This is a genomic window from Bacillus sp. AK124 (genome assembly GCF_053903085.1).
This window is the reverse complement of record NZ_CP096378.1, coordinates 4,235,001-4,251,812: the sequence shown is the minus strand read 5'-3', so window position 1 is coordinate 4,251,812 and position 16,812 is coordinate 4,235,001. Positions and strand designations below refer to the sequence as shown.

Annotated in this window: 16 protein-coding genes and 1 rRNA gene (1 of these 17 cut by a window edge); all 17 read left to right on the top strand. The window is 46.1% G+C overall.

Annotated elements, in window-relative coordinates:
• The first annotated feature begins 19 nt into the window (after nucleotides 1-19).
• Nucleotides 20-1,450 (top strand): tRNA lysidine(34) synthetase TilS, encoded by a 1,431-nt coding sequence (gene tilS, locus M1E06_RS21375; protein ID WP_035337494.1) that lies wholly within the window; start codon nucleotides 20-22, stop codon nucleotides 1,448-1,450.
• Nucleotides 1,434-1,973, top strand: a complete 540-nt coding sequence (gene hpt / locus M1E06_RS21370) for a hypoxanthine phosphoribosyltransferase (protein ID WP_003178236.1) — start codon at nucleotides 1,434-1,436, stop codon at nucleotides 1,971-1,973. Before tilS ends, hpt begins: the two co-directional genes overlap by 17 nt.
• A 96-nt stretch (nucleotides 1,974-2,069) precedes the next feature.
• A complete protein-coding gene (gene ftsH / locus M1E06_RS21365; RefSeq protein ID WP_020449823.1) occupies nucleotides 2,070-3,989 on the top strand; it encodes an ATP-dependent zinc metalloprotease FtsH in 1,920 nt (639 codons plus the stop codon).
• Between the two features lie 200 nt (nucleotides 3,990-4,189).
• The gene (locus M1E06_RS21360) at nucleotides 4,190-4,966 is read left to right on the top strand and encodes a type III pantothenate kinase (RefSeq protein WP_003178242.1); all 777 of its coding nucleotides are present in this window, start codon (nucleotides 4,190-4,192) and stop codon (nucleotides 4,964-4,966) included.
• Nucleotides 4,967-4,977: 11 nt separating this feature from the next.
• The gene (gene hslO, locus M1E06_RS21355) at nucleotides 4,978-5,847 is read left to right on the top strand and encodes an Hsp33 family molecular chaperone HslO (protein WP_020449824.1); all 870 of its coding nucleotides are present in this window, start codon (nucleotides 4,978-4,980) and stop codon (nucleotides 5,845-5,847) included.
• Between the two features lie 52 nt (nucleotides 5,848-5,899).
• Nucleotides 5,900-6,790: a peptidyl-prolyl cis-trans isomerase gene (locus M1E06_RS21350; RefSeq protein ID WP_026578991.1), complete on the top strand. Its 891-nt coding sequence runs from the start codon at nucleotides 5,900-5,902 to the stop codon at nucleotides 6,788-6,790.
• Between the two features lie 75 nt (nucleotides 6,791-6,865).
• Entirely contained in the window at nucleotides 6,866-7,789 is a 924-nt protein-coding gene (gene cysK, locus M1E06_RS21345; RefSeq protein ID WP_020449826.1) for a cysteine synthase A, read from the top strand.
• A 198-nt stretch (nucleotides 7,790-7,987) separates the two neighbouring features.
• Nucleotides 7,988-9,418 (top strand): anthranilate synthase component I family protein, encoded by a 1,431-nt coding sequence (locus M1E06_RS21340; protein ID WP_025809565.1) that lies wholly within the window; start codon nucleotides 7,988-7,990, stop codon nucleotides 9,416-9,418.
• Entirely contained in the window at nucleotides 9,415-9,999 is a 585-nt protein-coding gene (pabA, locus tag M1E06_RS21335; protein WP_035337491.1) for an aminodeoxychorismate/anthranilate synthase component II, read from the top strand. The genes M1E06_RS21340 and pabA overlap by 4 nt, the downstream gene beginning before the upstream one ends.
• Nucleotides 9,996-10,865, top strand: coding sequence for an aminodeoxychorismate lyase (gene pabC / locus M1E06_RS21330; protein WP_035337488.1), 870 nt, complete (start codon nucleotides 9,996-9,998; stop codon nucleotides 10,863-10,865). Before pabA ends, pabC begins: the two co-directional genes overlap by 4 nt.
• A 5-nt stretch (nucleotides 10,866-10,870) precedes the next feature.
• Nucleotides 10,871-11,728 (top strand): dihydropteroate synthase, encoded by an 858-nt coding sequence (gene folP / locus M1E06_RS21325; RefSeq protein ID WP_035337486.1) that lies wholly within the window; start codon nucleotides 10,871-10,873, stop codon nucleotides 11,726-11,728.
• Complete coding sequence (folB, locus tag M1E06_RS21320; protein WP_023855968.1) at nucleotides 11,721-12,083, top strand: dihydroneopterin aldolase; 363 nt, start codon at nucleotides 11,721-11,723, stop codon at nucleotides 12,081-12,083. Before folP ends, folB begins: the two co-directional genes overlap by 8 nt.
• Nucleotides 12,080-12,580 carry a 2-amino-4-hydroxy-6-hydroxymethyldihydropteridine diphosphokinase gene (gene folK, locus M1E06_RS21315; RefSeq protein ID WP_025809559.1) on the top strand — a complete coding sequence of 167 codons (501 nt, stop codon included), beginning with the start codon at nucleotides 12,080-12,082 and terminating at the stop codon, nucleotides 12,578-12,580. Before folB ends, folK begins: the two co-directional genes overlap by 4 nt.
• A complete protein-coding gene (locus tag M1E06_RS21310; RefSeq protein ID WP_031304995.1) occupies nucleotides 12,532-12,741 on the top strand; it encodes a helix-turn-helix domain-containing protein in 210 nt (69 codons plus the stop codon). The genes folK and M1E06_RS21310 overlap by 49 nt, the downstream gene beginning before the upstream one ends.
• Before the next feature lie 16 nt (nucleotides 12,742-12,757).
• Nucleotides 12,758-13,759: a tRNA dihydrouridine synthase DusB gene (gene dusB / locus M1E06_RS21305; RefSeq protein WP_020449833.1), complete on the top strand. Its 1,002-nt coding sequence runs from the start codon at nucleotides 12,758-12,760 to the stop codon at nucleotides 13,757-13,759.
• 84 nt (nucleotides 13,760-13,843) lie between these two features.
• Complete coding sequence (gene lysS / locus M1E06_RS21300; RefSeq protein WP_026578986.1) at nucleotides 13,844-15,343, top strand: lysine--tRNA ligase; 1,500 nt, start codon at nucleotides 13,844-13,846, stop codon at nucleotides 15,341-15,343.
• A 296-nt stretch (nucleotides 15,344-15,639) separates the two neighbouring features.
• Nucleotides 15,640-16,812: ribosomal RNA gene (locus M1E06_RS21295) — 16S ribosomal RNA — on the top strand (it continues 376 nt past the right edge of the window).

Genomic DNA, 16,812 nt, shown 5'->3' with positions numbered 1-16,812 from the left:
CTCTTAGTGGGAGGACATTGTGAAAAGTATTGAAGATTTCATGAGAAAATACGAACTGTCATTTGATGGAGCGACACTGGTTGCAGGCGTCTCCGGCGGGCCTGATTCGATGGCGCTGCTGCATGCTCTGCAACGTACGGTTCCTGCCTCGGCGACGCTGATTGCCGCACACGTCGATCATATGTTCAGAGGCGAAGAGTCTGAGCATGATATGCGGTTTGTTCAGGACTACTGCGAGGCGGAAGGCATACAATGCGAGGCGGTGCAAATCGATGTCCAGACATTTGCCGCGGAAAACAATCTGAATAAACAGGCTGCTGCGAGAGAATGCCGGTATGCGTTTTTTCAAGAATTAATGAAAAGGCGCCGGGCTGAATACCTGGTTCTGGCTCATCATGGCGATGATCAGGTGGAAACGATGCTGATGAAGATGGCAAAAGGCACTGTCGGGCTCGGGCTTGCTGGAATTCAGCCAAAGCGCCGTTTTGACAGCGGCTGGCTGCTTAGGCCGTTTCTAAGGCTGTCAAAGGATGATCTTTTGGCTTACTGCAAAGAGAATCGAATACCGTATAGAACCGATCCGAGCAACAATGAGGATGATTACACAAGGAACCGGTTCAGGCACCATGTTCTCCCTTTTCTGAAGAAAGAGTCGGAAGATGTCCATAAAAGGTTTCAATCCGTAAGTGAATTCCTGACAGAAGACGAATTATACTTACAGGCATTAACGAAAGGCAAAATGAATACAGTAATCACAAGCAAGTCAAGTTCCGGTGTCGAAATCAGCATCGATCGGCTTCTTGCGCTCCCTATGCCTTTACAAAGAAGGGGAGTTCATCTAATATTAAACTATCTTTATGAAAACGTTCCATCAGCGTTTTCAGCCCATCATATTCAAGTGTTTCTGGATTGGATTTCACAAGGTGGACCATCCGGTTCCCTTGATTTTCCGAATGGGCTAAAAGTTGCAAAATCTTATCATACATGTTTGTTTACATTTCAGCGTTTACAATGTGAAAATGTTTCCTATCATTATGAAATAAGCGGGGCAGACGAAGAAGAACTGAAGCTTCCCGACGGCTCCTCCCTTCATGTGAGCGGACCCGGTTCAACCCGGAAGCTGCAAGGAAACGATGTTTTTGCAACAAGTCCCAAGCAGGTTCAATTCCCCCTTTATGTACGGACAAGGCAAAACGGAGACCGAATCAAACTTAAAGGGATGAACGGCTCAAAAAAGGTTAAAGATATATTTATTGATGAAAAAGTGCCTCTTGCGAAAAGAGACAGCTGGCCCATTGTAACAGACGCGGTTGGAAACATTATTTGGATACCTGGTCTGAAAAAAACCATTTTTGAGGAACTTGATGTTACAAACAATGATCGCATTGTATTACAATATAGACAGCATGAAAAGTGTAGGGGGCTAGCAAAGAATGAAACAGGATATTGAAAATATCTTGATCTCAGAAGAAGAGATCCAAAAGAAAGTCAAGGAGCTGGGCGCAACTCTGACAGAAGAGTACAGCGGCAAGTTTCCGCTGGCAATCGGTGTGTTAAAGGGAGCCATGCCGTTTATGGCTGATCTTTTGAAGCATATTGATACATATTTGGAAATGGATTTCATGGATGTATCAAGCTACGGCAGTTCAACGGTTTCTTCCGGAGAGGTAAAAATCATTAAAGATTTGGACACATCTGTAGAGGGCCGTGACATCTTAATTATTGAGGATATCATCGACAGTGGGCTGACCTTGAGTTATCTTGTAGAGCTTTTCCGATACCGCAAAGCAAAATCGATTAAGATCGTAACCCTTCTTGATAAACCAAGCGGACGAAAAGCGGATATCAAAGCGGATTACGTCGGCTTTGAAGTTCCCGATGCATTCGTTGTCGGATATGGTCTCGATTATGCTGAACGCTATCGTAACCTTCCGTACATCGGAGTGCTGAAACCTGCGGTTTATGAGAGCTGATTCGGGCTTGTTAGCGAAAGGGATATCTGTTGTATTGGAACGATTTTCTATGATACTATTGAACATAGTTGTGCTTACTGTGGGAGGAGGTAAGGAATGAATCGGGTCTTCCGTAATACCATTTTTTATTTACTTATTTTATTAGTTGTGATCGGAGTTGTGAGCTACTTCCAAACCGCAAATCCGAAAACAGAAAATATGACGTATAGTGACTTTGTTTCAAACCTAGATAAAGGGAAGGTTGAAAATGTCTCCATCCAGCCTGTCAGGGGCGTGTACGAGGTTCGGGGACAGCTGACGACCTATGAGAAAGATCAATATTTCCTGACCCATGTTCCTGAAGGAAAAGGGGCAGATCAAATTATTGATCAAGTGAAAAAAACGAAGATACAAGTAGAACCTGCACAGGAAGCAAATGGATGGATGACGTTCTTTACCACCATCATCCCTTTTGTTATTATCTTCATTCTTTTCTTCTTCCTGCTTAATCAGGCTCAAGGCGGCGGAAGCCGTGTTATGAACTTTGGAAAAAGCAAGGCGAAGCTCTATACAGAAGAAAAGAAACGCGTCAAATTCAAAGATGTGGCAGGAGCGGATGAAGAAAAGCAAGAGCTTGTGGAAGTCGTTGATTTCCTCAAGGATCCCCGCAAGTTCGCTGAACTCGGAGCAAGGATTCCGAAAGGCGTGCTTTTGGTCGGACCTCCGGGTACCGGTAAAACATTGCTGGCGAAAGCTTGTGCCGGAGAAGCAGGGGTGCCTTTCTTCAGCATCAGCGGTTCTGACTTCGTTGAAATGTTCGTCGGGGTTGGTGCATCACGTGTTCGCGACTTATTCGAAAACGCTAAGAAAAATGCACCGTGTCTGATTTTCATCGATGAAATTGATGCTGTCGGACGCCAGCGGGGAGCAGGTCTTGGCGGAGGGCACGATGAACGTGAACAGACGCTCAACCAGCTTCTTGTTGAAATGGACGGATTCAGCGCCAATGAAGGAATCATCATTATCGCTGCGACAAACCGCGCCGATATTTTAGACCCTGCATTGCTGCGTCCGGGACGTTTTGACCGTCAAATTACAGTTGACCGCCCAGATGTTAAAGGCCGTGAAGCTGTACTTCAAGTACACGCAAGAAACAAGCCGCTTGATGAATCCGTAAACTTAAAAGCGATCGCGATGCGGACGCCTGGATTCTCAGGTGCAGATCTTGAAAACCTTTTAAATGAAGCGGCTCTCGTAGCAGCGCGTCAAGATAAGAAAAAGATCGATATGCGAGACATCGATGAAGCGACAGACCGCGTCATCGCCGGACCTGCAAAGAAAAGCAGGGTCATTTCGAAAAAAGAACGCAATATCGTGGCTTATCACGAGGCGGGACACACTGTAATCGGACTTGTCTTGGATGAAGCGGATATGGTGCATAAAGTAACGATCGTACCGCGCGGCCAAGCGGGCGGATACGCCGTTATGCTTCCTAAGGAAGACCGTTATTTCCAAACCAAACCCGAACTTCTCGATAAGATCGTCGGCTTGCTTGGAGGCCGTGTAGCTGAAGAGATCATCTTCGGTGAGGTCAGCACGGGTGCCCATAACGACTTCCAGCGCGCTACAGGCATTGCCAGACGAATGGTAACTGAATTCGGTATGTCTGAAAAGCTCGGTCCTCTTCAATTCGGACAATCGCAAGGCGGGCAAGTGTTCTTGGGACGCGATTTCAACAATGACCAAAACTACAGCGACGCGATTGCGTATGAAATCGATAAAGAAATTCAGCGCTTCATTAAGGAATGTTATGAACGTGCAAAAACAATCCTTACTGAAAATCGCGACAAACTTGAGCTGATCGCTCAAACATTGCTGGAAGTTGAAACGCTCGACGCTGAGCAAATCAAACATTTGTCTGAGCACGGAAGACTTCCTGATCGCACATATTCGGATGATCAGGAAAAGACAGACGATGTGAAAGTCAACATCAATAAACGAGATGACGAAGAAAAAAACGAGGATGAGAAAGAGTAACGACTCATTTCCGCCTCTTCAGGAAAACTGCCAAGCTCTGCTTTTGGCAGTTTTCTTTTTTTATGGTTAAAAAACCTCTTTGGAAAATCTTTGTTCACTACGATTTGATTCGTTTACAAACAGAATCGGCATCGTGTATTGTATGATGGTAGAATGTTTTATGCCCAAGTAAGAGAAACTAGTCAAAAGTGGTGATCAGAATGTTGCTTGTTATAGATGTGGGAAATACAAACACCGTCCTTGGCATCTACCACGAAGGAGAGCTCGAATATCATTGGCGGATTGAGACAAGCCGCCATAAAACGGAAGATGAATTCGGCATGCTTCTTCGTTCTTTATTTGATTATGTCGGACTGATGTTTGACCAGATCGAAGGAATTATTATTTCATCAGTTGTACCTCCGATCATGTTCTCCCTCGAAAGAATGTGTATTAAATATTTTCAGATCGAGCCTCAGATTGTCGGTCCGGGAATGAAAACAGGATTAAACATAAAATACGATAATCCGAAAGAAGTCGGAGCAGACCGCATTGTAAATGCAGTGGCGGCTATTCATCTCTATGGGAGCCCCCTGATTGTCGTTGATTTTGGAACCGCTACGACGTACTGTTATATTAACGAGCGCAAGGAGTACATGGGCGGTGCGATCGCGCCGGGCATCACGATTTCAACTGAAGCGCTTTATTCGAGAGCTGCCAAGCTTCCCAGAATTGAAATTGCACGGCCCGATCATATTGTCGGCAAAAGTACGGTCAGCGCGATGCAGTCCGGAATCCTTTACGGCTACGTCGGACAGGTTGAAGGCATTGTCAAACGGATGAAATGGCAGTCCAAGAAAAATCCGAAAGTCATTGCGACGGGAGGTCTTGCTTCCTTGATAGCAGACGAATCGGACTGCATCGATATCGTTGACCCGTTCCTTACATTGAAGGGACTAGAGCTTATTTATGAACGGAATCGTGTTGAAAGTGTATAGGAGGATGAGGTATGGATTATTTAGTGAAAGCCATCGCATATGACGGCAAAGTGAGAGCATATGCAGCGAATACAACAGAAACGATTCATGAAGCCCAAAGAAGGCATAACACATGGCCTACCGCTTCCGCCGCTTTAGGAAGAACGATGACGGCGGCTGTCATGCTCGGTGCCATGCTGAAAGGCGAAGACAAGCTTACCGTCAAGATTGAAGGAGGCGGACCTATCGGCGCGATTGTCGCTGACGGAAATGCAAAAGGAGATGTCAGGGGCTACGTGTCCAATCCGCACGTTCATTTTGACTTAAATGAACACGGCAAACTGGACGTCAGAAGAGCCGTCGGTACGTCCGGCACACTAAGCGTAGTAAAAGATCTCGGTCTCCGCGATTTATTTACAGGCCAGGTTGAGATCGTTTCCGGAGAAATCGGCGAGGATTTTACATATTATCTCGTATCTTCTGAACAGGTTCCTTCTTCGGTGGGTGTAGGGGTGCTCGTCAACCCCGACAATACGATTTTAGCTGCAGGCGGATTTATCCTTCAGCTGCTGCCGGGCACGGACGATGAAACAATCACGAAGCTTGAAACAAACCTTTCTCAAGTGGAGCCCATTTCAAAGCTGATTCAGAAAGGTTTGACACCTGAGGAAGTGCTGGCTGCGGTATTGGGAGAAGAACCGGAAATACTGGAAACCGTTCCTGTCCGGTTTACATGCAATTGTTCAAAAGAGCGTTTCTCAGGAGGCATCATCGGTCTTGGCAAAGATGAAATTCAACAGATGATTGATGAAGATGGCCAAGCTGAGGCTCAATGCCATTTTTGCAATGAAAAGTATCTGTTTACAAAGGAAGAGCTTGAAGCGCTTCGAGATGAAATATAAGCCCGCTATGCAGTAGCGGGTCTTTTACAATGGGGAAAGGGGAGACACCATATTGAAATCAAGAACACTTTGGCCGATTATTTTAGGTGCGATCTTTGTCAACTGTATCGTGATCGCGTATGTTTTGACGAAATCGCAGACTGCTTCTTCACCGTCCGCTCAAGAAGTCATTGCACATATCGGAAAAAACGGCATCACGCGTGAAGAATGGCTGAGCGAAATGGAAGAGCGCTATGGAAAATCAACGCTTGAAGATATGATCAACGACCGCGTTGTTACCCAAATGGCCGAAAAAAATAAGATCAAAGTGTCTGATGAAGACATTGAAAGAGAATTTCTGCTGATTAAAGCTGTATACAATTCCTTCTACGAAGACGAAGCCACAACAGAAAAAGAATGGAAAGAGCAGATCAAGCATAATATTCTTCTAGAAGAGCTCCTGACAAAAGATATTGTCATTTCTGACAGCGAATTGAAGTCATTCTATAACAAAAATAAGGACTTATATAAATTCGATGATTCTTATCGCCTCAAGCATATCGTTGTCAAAGATAAAGACGAAGCAGAACAAGTTCTTAAAGAGCTGAAGGAAGGATCCAGCTTTGAAGCGGCCGCGGCTGAACATTCGACTGACCGGTATACGTCTCCTTACGGCGGCGACCTCGGGTTCGTCAATGATCAGCACGAAAACATTCCGGCCGAATATTTAGAGAAAGCTGAGCAGCTAAAGGAAAATCAATGGGTGGATGAACCGATTAAAACGAGCCAAGGCTATGCAATCATCCAGCTCAAAGAAAAGCTCCCGGGGCAAGCTTTCACTTACAGCGAAGTGAAAAATCAAATCAGAAGGCAGATCGCGATGGATCAATTAGGCGACAAAGCTTCGGTGAAGACACTTTGGAAAGATGCGAAAGTATCTTGGTTTTATGACGATAAAAAATAAAGATTGACAAAATATTTTGATATTGATAAATTAGATATAATCCCAATAAAATTACTCGGAAATTGAGGTGTTCAAATGGTTCGCGTTGCAAACTCTGTTTATGACTTAATCGGAAATACACCTGTCGTTAAATTAAATCGACTAGTTGATGAAGACAGTGCTGAAGTATATGTGAAACTGGAGTATATGAACCCTGGAAGCAGCGTAAAAGACCGGATTGCGCTTGCCATGATAGAAGATGCTGAAGAGAAAGGCCTTCTGAAAGAAGGAGATACACTGATTGAACCGACCAGCGGAAATACGGGAATCGGACTTGCCATGGTCGCTGCAGCGAAGGGCATCAAAGCGATTCTTGTTATGCCTGATACAATGAGTTCTGAGCGCCGCAACCTTCTGCGTGCATATGGAGCTGAGCTTGTGCTGACTCCGGGTGCTGAAGGAATGAAAGGCGCGATTAAAAAAGCGGAAGAACTGGCTGAGGAGCACGGCTATTTTATGCCTCAGCAATTTAACAACCCTGCGAACTCAGAAGTTCACCGCCGCACAACGGGAAAAGAAATCGCCGAACAATTCGGAGACGGTTTAGATGCATTCATTGCAGGTATCGGAACCGGCGGAACGATAACAGGTGCCGGAGAAGTCCTGAAAGAAAAAAATCCGTCCATCAAGATTTTCGCGGTTGAACCGACTGATTCTCCTGTTCTTTCCGGAGGAAAACCAGGTCCGCACAAAATTCAGGGAATCGGAGCGGGATTCGTTCCGAAAATCTTGAATACGGAAATTTACGATGAAATCATCACAGTGAAAAACGAAGAAGCCTTTGAATTTGCCCGTAAAGCGGCGAGAGAAGAAGGAATTCTCGGAGGAATTTCTTCGGGTGCTGCGATCTGTGCTGCTCTTCAAGTCGCTAAAAAGCTTGGGAAAGGCAAAAAAGTTCTCGCTGTTCTTCCTAGTAACGGAGAGAGATACTTAAGCACGCCTCTTTATCAATTTGAATAGGCTCCAGTTGAAACGGGAGGCTGCCGACAATGTCGGCGGCCTTTTGTTTTTCACGGGCGAAGCCCTTTTAAAAGCTCGGTGTCCTTGAGTGAACATGCTCAAGGACTTTTTTCTATATTGGAAATGAAATTCTCTTTTCCTAGAAAAAAGATATGCATTACAATAAGGACATTAGACTAACGGCAGAGGAATGATATGATGAGACAACGAAGGCCTGTAGCCAGAGCGTTCCCATTTTCCAATCAACGGTTTTTAGAGCAATTTGAAAGCCTGTCGAAAGGAAAGCAATACCGCGTTCTGCTCGAAAGTGCGAGAGGCGGAGAATACAGCATAGCCGGGCTCGACCCTGTCGCAATAGCAAAAGGGAAAGACGGCATCACGACGATTCAATACAAAGGGGACATCATATTCAAAGAGGGGGATCCGTTTCAGCAGTTTTCTCAGTGGTTTGAAACGCTGAAAACGGAGACGGTTGCAGATTTTCCCGACTTTCAGGGCGGGGCTGTCGGTTTTCTAAGCTATGACTATGCCCGATATATTGAGAAATTCAAAATCCTGTCTATCGATGATCTGCAAACGCCGGATTTATTCTTTCTCGTATTTGATGATATAGCCGTCTATGATCATAAGCAGCAGCAGCTTTGGGTGATTACCCACACCGTTGAAGAATCGCCGGCCGCTTCGGAAGAGAAACTGGACAGGCTTGAGCAAATGTGGAAGACGGAACATCCGAAGACCGCTGGCGGTCATCAATCAAATGATAATAAAAGCCCGTCATTCGCAGCTTCATTTACAGAAGCCGGCTTTTCTCAGGCCGTTGAGAAGGTGAAGCAATACATTGCAAGCGGCGACGTATTTCAGGTGAACCTTTCTGTTCGCCAGTCGGAGCGCCTGTCTGCGCCTCCTTATGAGGTATACAAAATGTTAAGAGAAATCAACCCTTCGCCGTACATGTCCTACTTGGAAACCCCGGATTTTCAAATCATCTGCGGGTCGCCCGAACTGCTCATTAAGAAAAAGGGCACCAGGCTTGAGACAAGACCGATTGCCGGGACGAGATCCCGCGGGGCGGATGAAGCGGAGGATGAAGCGCTCGCGAACGAACTGATCATGAATGAAAAAGAGCGCGCCGAACATGTGATGCTCGTTGATTTAGAGCGTAATGACCTCGGCAGGGTCTCCAAGTACGGTTCGGTCAGGGTCGATGAATTCATGGTGATTGAGAAGTATTCCCATGTCATGCATATCGTCTCTAATGTGTGCGGGGAACTAAGGGACGAATGCGATGCCGTGGATGTCATCCATGCCGTGTTTCCCGGCGGTACGATTACAGGAGCGCCGAAAGTTAGAACGATGGAAATTATAGAGGAGCTTGAGCCGACGAGACGGGGGCTTTATACTGGTTCTATAGGATGGTTCGGATATAATCAGGATATGCACTTTAATATCGTTATCCGAACGATATATGTGAAAGCGGGCCAGGCGTTCATGCAGTCCGGAGCTGGAATCGTCATCGATTCCAACCCTAAGCATGAATATAAAGAGTCAATTAAAAAGGCCCTGGCGATGAAAAAGGCGCTGCAGTTGAGTGAAGAAGAGAAAAAAGAGCAGAGGAGAGCTGAGATATGATTCTAATGATCGACAATTACGATTCATTTACGTACAATTTGGTTCAGTATTTAGGTGAGCTTGGCGAGGAGTTAGTCGTCAAGCGGAACGATGAGATCACGCTTCAGGAAATAGAGGATCTGTCGCCTGACTTTTTGATGATATCTCCCGGTCCTTGCAGTCCGGATGAGGCCGGGATCAGCCTTGAAGTGATCCGCCATTTTGCCGGGAAGATACCGATTTTCGGGGTCTGTCTCGGACATCAGTCGATCGCCCAGGTTTTCGGAGGCGATGTCGTCAGGGCGGAACGGTTAATGCATGGGAAAACTTCCGAGATCTTGCACGACGGGTTGACGGTCTTTAAAGACTTGGAACATCCGCTCACGGCCACGAGGTATCATTCGTTGATCGTCAAACCGGATACGCTGCCCGGTTGTTTTGTGACATCGGCTTGGACGGAAGAAGGGGAGATTATGGCCATCAGGCATAAAGAACTGCCTATTGAAGGCGTTCAGTTCCATCCGGAGTCGATTATGACTGCCTCCGGAAAAGAAATGCTGAAGAATTTTATTGAGACTTACCGAAAGAAAGTGAACACATGATCATTTACCTGAACGGTCAATATGTGAAGGAGGAGGAAGCAAGACTTTCTCCTTTTGACCATGGTTTTTTATACGGAATCGGGGTATTTGAAACGTTCCGTCTTTATGAAGGGGAGCCCTTCCTTTTAGACTGGCATATGGACAGACTGAACAACGCTTTGGAACAGCTGAGAATTGAGCTTGAGCTGACAAAAAGCGAAGTGCTTGCCATTCTTGACAGGCTGCTTCAGTTGAATCAGCCCCCAAATCTGGATGCCAAGGTCCGGTTAAATATATCTGCCGGCCCCGGTGAATCAGGTCTTTTTCCTGATTCATACAAAAAACCCGGTGTTATGGTGATGATGAATCCTTTTCATCCTGAATCGGTTCCGGTTGAAAAGGAGGGTGTCATTTTACAGGTCCGACGCAATACGCCAGAAGGTCCGTTCCGCTTGAAATCACATCACTTTTTAAATAATCTGTTCGGAAAAAGAGAGCTCGGACCAGACGCTGCCAAAGAAGGGATTTTTCTTACCGAAGGCGGAGCTGTAGCCGAAGGGATCATTTCCAACATTTTTTGGGGAAAAGACGGTTGTGTGTATACACCTTCTCTTGATACCGGCATATTAGGCGGCGTCACCCGGCGTTATGTCATCGAGCGCCTTGCAGATATGGGAATCGAAGTTATGCAGGGGGTATACCCTTTAAAGGAGCTTCTCTTTGCGGACGAAGCATGGATGACCAATTCCGTTCAGGAAATCGTTCCATTCCGGAGAATCGGCAGCACTCAATTTCCGGGAAAGGATGGAAATTTGTCGAAACGTCTGCAAGAGGCATACACTAACGATAGAAAAGCAGCAAAAGACTATATTTCAATTAAAGGGTGAAGGATATGGCGCTTCAAACAGCGGTGCGTTCAAAGAAGTTGACCGCAAAGCAATACACATTGTCTTATGAAGATAAAACATTGATCATGGGGATTTTAAATGTGACGCCCGATTCTTTTTCAGACGGCGGAAAATATAACAGCATCGACCGCGCCGTTATTCATGCAAAGCAAATGATCGAAGACGGCGCCCATATCCTTGATATCGGAGGAGAATCAACGAGGCCGGGGGCGGAAAAGGTTTCTCTTGATGAGGAGCTGTCAAGGGTCATACCTGTAATTGAAAAACTTGTTCAGGAAATCGACGTGCCGATTTCTGTTGACACTTATAAAGCAAAAGTGGCGGATGAAGCCCTTAAGGCCGGTGCAACGATTATCAATGATGTCTGGGGAGCAAAAGCAGACCCTGACATGGCCCGGGTTGCGGCCGCTCATAATGTGCCGATTATCTTGATGCATAACCGCGAGGAACGGAATTATAAGGACTTGATCCCGGACATGCTGTCTGATTTGATGGAATGTGTGAGCATTGCAAAATCAGCAGGCGTTCAAGATCATCACATCGTACTTGATCCGGGTATCGGCTTTGCCAAAACGTATCATGACAATCTGGCGGTCATGAACCAGCTTGAGAAATTCAGCGAACTCGGATACCCGGTTTTATTGGGGACGTCACGCAAAAAATTTATCGGCCGCGTTCTGGATCTGCCGCCTGAGGAGAGGGCGGAAGGCACGGGCGCGACGGTATGCCTCGGTATTCAAAAAGGGTGCGATATCGTCAGGGTGCATGACGTCAAGCAAATTTCCAGGATGGCAAAAATGATGGATGCCATGATTGATAAAGGAGGCGTTTATCATCGATAAAGTGTATGTAGAGGGCATGGAGTTTTACGGATATCACGGTGTTTTCAAAGAAGAAAACAAACTTGGCCAAAGATTCCGCGTTGATCTGACAGCATTTCTAGACTTAAGCGAAGCCGGAAAAACGGATCGTATTGATGCCACCATTAATTATGCTGATTTGTATAAGCTGTGCAAAGAGGTTGTGGAGGGAGAGCCGGTCAACCTTGTGGAGACCCTCGCAGAAACGATTGCCGCAAAAGTGCTGAAGCATTTTGAAGCGGTTCAGGAATGCACGGTCAAAGTCGTCAAGCCTGACCCGCCTATACCGGGACACTATAAATCGGTGGCCATCGAGATGACGAGGAAACGACAATGAACAATTCGGCATATATAGCGCTCGGCTCGAATATCGGCCAGCGGGAAGAATATTTAAAAAAAGCTGTCTCTCTCCTCCATCAACATCCGTCTGTACAGGTGACAGACATCTCGTCGATTTATGAAACAGATCCTGTCGGGTATACAGACCAAGATCTATTTTTAAACATGGCTGCAGCTGTTAAAACATCTCTTTCACCGTTTGAATTGCTTGATTTGACTCAGCGTATTGAAAAAGAACTCGGCCGCAAACGCGACATCAGATGGGGGCCGAGAACTGTAGACCTTGACATTTTGTTGTATAATCGTGAAAATATTGAGACAGAGCAACTTATCGTTCCTCATCCTAGAATGCATGAACGTTTGTTTGTGCTCATCCCGCTGCTGGAGATTTATCCCGAGCTTGAGGGAGCTGTCAATCATGCGAAAAATCAAGAAGGTGTAAGAGTATGGAAGCAGAAATCTGGGGTAGACGAATTCGTGCATATCGAAAGCTGAAGGGTTATACTCAAGAAGGGTTTGCAAAAGCATTGGGTATATCCGTTTCTGTGCTTGGTGAAGTAGAACGCGGGAATCGTATGCCGTCGGAGAGCATGCTCAGGGATGTAGCCAATACTTTAAATATAACAGTGGAGGAATTATCTCCATCAGAAGAATAAGAAAGGAGGACTAAAAATGTTTAAAATCGGTGATATAGAATTAAAAAACAGGGTTGTGCTTGCGCCGATGGCCGGTGTCTGCAACTCCGCCTTCCGCTTGACGGTTAAGGAATTCGGAGCGGGTTTGGTCTGCGCCGAAATGGTCAGCGATAAAGCGATCCTTTACAATAATGCAAAAACGATGGGAATGCTTTATATCGATGAACGTGAAAAACCGCTCAGCCTGCAGATCTTCGGCGGCGAAAAAGAAACGCTTGTCGAAGCGGCGAGGTTTGTTGACCAAAACACAACTGCGGATATTATTGATATAAACATGGGATGTCCGGTGCCAAAGATTACAAAATGTGATGCAGGAGCCAAATGGCTGCTTGATCCGAATAAAATTTATGAAATGGTTTCTGCAGTAGTGGAGGCTGTTGACAAGCCGGTGACCGTAAAAATGAGAATGGGCTGGGATGAAGACCATATCTTTGCCGTTGAGAATGCGAAAGCTGTAGAGCGCGCAGGCGGAAAAGCGGTCGCTCTTCACGGGCGGACCCGCGTGCAAATGTACGAAGGAACGGCAAATTGGGATATTATCAAAGAAGTGAAGCAGTCCGTTTCAATACCGGTAATCGGAAACGGTGATGTCAAAACTCCGCAAGATGCAAAACGCATGCTTGATGAAACAGGGGTTGACGGTGTCATGATCGGCCGTGCAGCGCTGGGTAACCCGTGGATGATTTACCGTACGGTTCACTATTTAGAAACAGGCGAATTGAAAGATGAGCCGAAAGTGCGTGAGAAAATGTCTGTCTGCAAACTTCACCTTGACCGATTAATCGGACTGAAAGGCGAAAATGTTGCGGTTCGCGAAATGAGAAAGCACGCAGCCTGGTATCTAAAAGGCATAAGAGGAAACGCAAAGGTCCGGAATGAAATTAATCATTGCGAAACGAGGGATGAGCTCGTTCAGCTTTTAGACGCGTTTACGATTGAAGCCGAGGCAAAAGAGCTTCAGGATGCAAAAGTAGGATAAATCCGACCTCTGCTCACTGCCAGTTTTCACTGGCAGTTTTTCTGCTTTTTTCCTGAAAGACTAAAAGTAACGGAGTGATAAATGATGAGTCATGAAGAGCATAACCATGAAGAATTAAACGACCAGCTGCAAGTCAGACGCGATAAAATGAATCAATTGAGAGAAAACGGGAAAGATCCTTTCGGGCAGCGTTTTGACCGCACCCATCAATCAACTGATCTCATTGAATCATATAATGAATTCTCAAAAGAAGAATTAGAGGAAAAAGCAATTGAAGTGACGATTGCCGGCCGGATGATGACAAAGCGTGGAAAAGGAAAAGCGGGATTCGCGCACATTCAGGATTTAAAGGGCCAGATTCAGATCTATGTCAGGAAAGACAGTGTCGGTGAAGAGCAGTACGAATGGTTTAAAAGCTCTGACCTCGGGGACATTGTCGGCGTTACAGGCGTCATGTTTAAAACGAATGTTGGCGAATTGTCTGTCAAAGCTACATCCTTTGATTTATTAACAAAAGCACTTCGTCCGCTTCCGGACAAATATCACGGATTAAAAGACATCGAACAGCGCTACCGTCAGCGTTATTTGGACTTGATCGTAAACCCGGAAAGCAAAAATACGTTTATAACGCGCAGCAAAATCATTCAATCGATGAGAAGATACTTAGATGACCACGGATACTTAGAAGTTGAGACGCCTACGATGCACGCGATTCCGGGCGGAGCGTCTGCCCGTCCGTTCATTACGCATCATAATGCGCTTGATATGCCGCTTTACATGAGGATCGCTATCGAGCTCCATTTGAAAAGGCTGATTGTCGGCGGATTGGAAAAAGTCTATGAAATCGGACGTGTATTCAGAAATGAAGGAGTTTCCACACGGCACAATCCTGAATTTACGATGATTGAACTTTACGAAGCTTATGCTGACTATAAAGATATTATGAGCTTGACGGAAAACCTTATCGCTCATATTGCACAAGAAGTGCTTGGCACTACAACCGTTCAATACGGAGATTATGAAGTTGACCTCAAGCCTGAATGGAAGAGACTTCATATGGTCGATGCTGTTAAAGAAGCCACTGGTGTAGACTTCTGGAAAGAAGTATCGGTAGAAGAAGCAAGAGCATTCGCGAAAGAACACGGAATTGAAATTTCTGAAAGCATGTCAGTAGGACATATCATTAATGAGTTCTTCGAGCAAAAAGTTGAAGAAACGTTGATTCAGCCTACTTTTATATACGGACACCCTGTGGAGATTTCTCCGCTTGCTAAGAAAAACCCTGAAGACCCTCGATTTACAGACCGTTTTGAGCTGTTTATCGTCGGCCGTGAACACGCGAATGCATTTACTGAATTAAATGATCCTATCGACCAAAAAGAACGCTTTGAAGCTCAATTAAAAGAACGTGAAGAAGGAAACGATGAAGCGCATATGATGGATGAAGACTTTGTCGAAGCACTGGAGTACGGAATGCCTCCTACCGGCGGACTTGGAATCGGCATTGACAGACTGATTATGCTTTTGACGAATTCTCCTTCAATCAGGGACGTTTTACTATTCCCGCAAATGAGACATCGTTAAATGACGTTTGGGCAGCAGCCGTGTAACAAGCGGCTGCTGCGCATTTAAAACAAATTAAATTTTTTCTCAAAAAAGTATTGCACAATCATAAATACGGTGGTATATTATTATTCGTTGCCGCAAAACGGCGGCGAAAGAAAAAAAGAACTTAAAAAAAGTTCTTGACTTAATATCCGAGATTGGATATAATATAAAAGTCGCTTTAATAATGATCTTTGAAAACTAAACAAGACAAAACGTACCTGTTAATTCATTAAATAAATCGCACATGCGAATGTGCGTAGTCATTATCAAACTTCATGGAGAGTTTGATCCTGGCTCAGGACGAACGCTGGCGGCGTGCCTAATACATGCAAGTCGAGCGGACAGATGGGAGCTTGCTCCCTTATGTTAGCGGCGGACGGGTGAGTAACACGTGGGTAACCTGCCTGTAAGACTGGGATAACTCCGGGAAACCGGGGCTAATACCGGATGCTTGATTGAACCGCATGGTTCAATTATAAAAGGTGGCTTCGGCTACCACTTACAGATGGACCCGCGGCGCATTAGCTAGTTGGTGAGGTAACGGCTCACCAAGGCGACGATGCGTAGCCGACCTGAGAGGGTGATCGGCCACACTGGGACTGAGACACGGCCCAGACTCCTACGGGAGGCAGCAGTAGGGAATCTTCCGCAATGGACGAAAGTCTGACGGAGCAACGCCGCGTGAGTGATGAAGGTTTTCGGATCGTAAAACTCTGTTGTTAGGGAAGAACAAGTACCGTTCGAATAGGGCGGTACCTTGACGGTACCTAACCAGAAAGCCACGGCTAACTACGTGCCAGCAGCCGCGGTAATACGTAGGTGGCAAGCGTTGTCCGGAATTATTGGGCGTAAAGCGCGCGCAGGCGGTTTCTTAAGTCTGATGTGAAAGCCCCCGGCTCAACCGGGGAGGGTCATTGGAAACTGGGGAACTTGAGTGCAGAAGAGGAGAGTGGAATTCCACGTGTAGCGGTGAAATGCGTAGAGATGTGGAGGAACACCAGTGGCGAAGGCGACTCTCTGGTCTGTAACTGACGCTGAGGCGCGAAAGCGTGGGGAGCGAACAGGATTAGATACCCTGGTAGTCCACGCCGTAAACGATGAGTGCTAAGTGTTAGAGGGTTTCCGCCCTTTAGTGCTGCAGCAAACGCATTAAGCACTCCGCCTGGGGAGTACGGTCGCAAGACTGAAACTCAAAGGAATTGACGGGGGCCCGCACAAGCGGTGGAGCATGTGGTTTAATTCGAAGCAACGCGAAGAACCTTACCAGGTCTTGACATCCTCTGACAACCCTAGAGATAGGGCTTCCCCTTCGGGGGCAGAGTGACAGGTGGTGCATGGTTGTCGTCAGCTCGTGTCGTGAGATGTTGGGTTAAGTCCCGCAACGAGCGCAACCCTTGATCTTAGTTGCCAGCATTCAGTTGGGCACTCTAAGGTGACTGCCGGTG

Bases quoted from the DNA above. Each gene is read 5' to 3' on its own strand.
- hpt (WP_003178236.1), top strand. From the start codon at position 1,434: ATGAAACAGGATATTGAAAATATCTTGATCTCAGAAGAAGAGATCCAA.
- ftsH (WP_020449823.1), top strand. From the start codon at position 2,070: ATGAATCGGGTCTTCCGTAATACCATTTTTTATTTACTTATTTTATTA.
- M1E06_RS21360 (WP_003178242.1), top strand. From the start codon at position 4,190: ATGTTGCTTGTTATAGATGTGGGAAATACAAACACCGTCCTTGGCATC.
- hslO (WP_020449824.1), top strand. From the start codon at position 4,978: ATGGATTATTTAGTGAAAGCCATCGCATATGACGGCAAAGTGAGAGCA.
- cysK (WP_020449826.1), top strand. From the start codon at position 6,866: ATGGTTCGCGTTGCAAACTCTGTTTATGACTTAATCGGAAATACACCT.
- M1E06_RS21340 (WP_025809565.1), top strand. From the start codon at position 7,988: ATGAGACAACGAAGGCCTGTAGCCAGAGCGTTCCCATTTTCCAATCAA.
- pabA (WP_035337491.1), top strand. From the start codon at position 9,415: ATGATTCTAATGATCGACAATTACGATTCATTTACGTACAATTTGGTT.
- pabC (WP_035337488.1), top strand. From the start codon at position 9,996: ATGATCATTTACCTGAACGGTCAATATGTGAAGGAGGAGGAAGCAAGA.
- folP (WP_035337486.1), top strand. From the start codon at position 10,871: ATGGCGCTTCAAACAGCGGTGCGTTCAAAGAAGTTGACCGCAAAGCAA.
- folK (WP_025809559.1), top strand. From the start codon at position 12,080: ATGAACAATTCGGCATATATAGCGCTCGGCTCGAATATCGGCCAGCGG.
- M1E06_RS21310 (WP_031304995.1), top strand. From the start codon at position 12,532: ATGGAAGCAGAAATCTGGGGTAGACGAATTCGTGCATATCGAAAGCTG.
- dusB (WP_020449833.1), top strand. From the start codon at position 12,758: ATGTTTAAAATCGGTGATATAGAATTAAAAAACAGGGTTGTGCTTGCG.
- lysS (WP_026578986.1), top strand. From the start codon at position 13,844: ATGAGTCATGAAGAGCATAACCATGAAGAATTAAACGACCAGCTGCAA.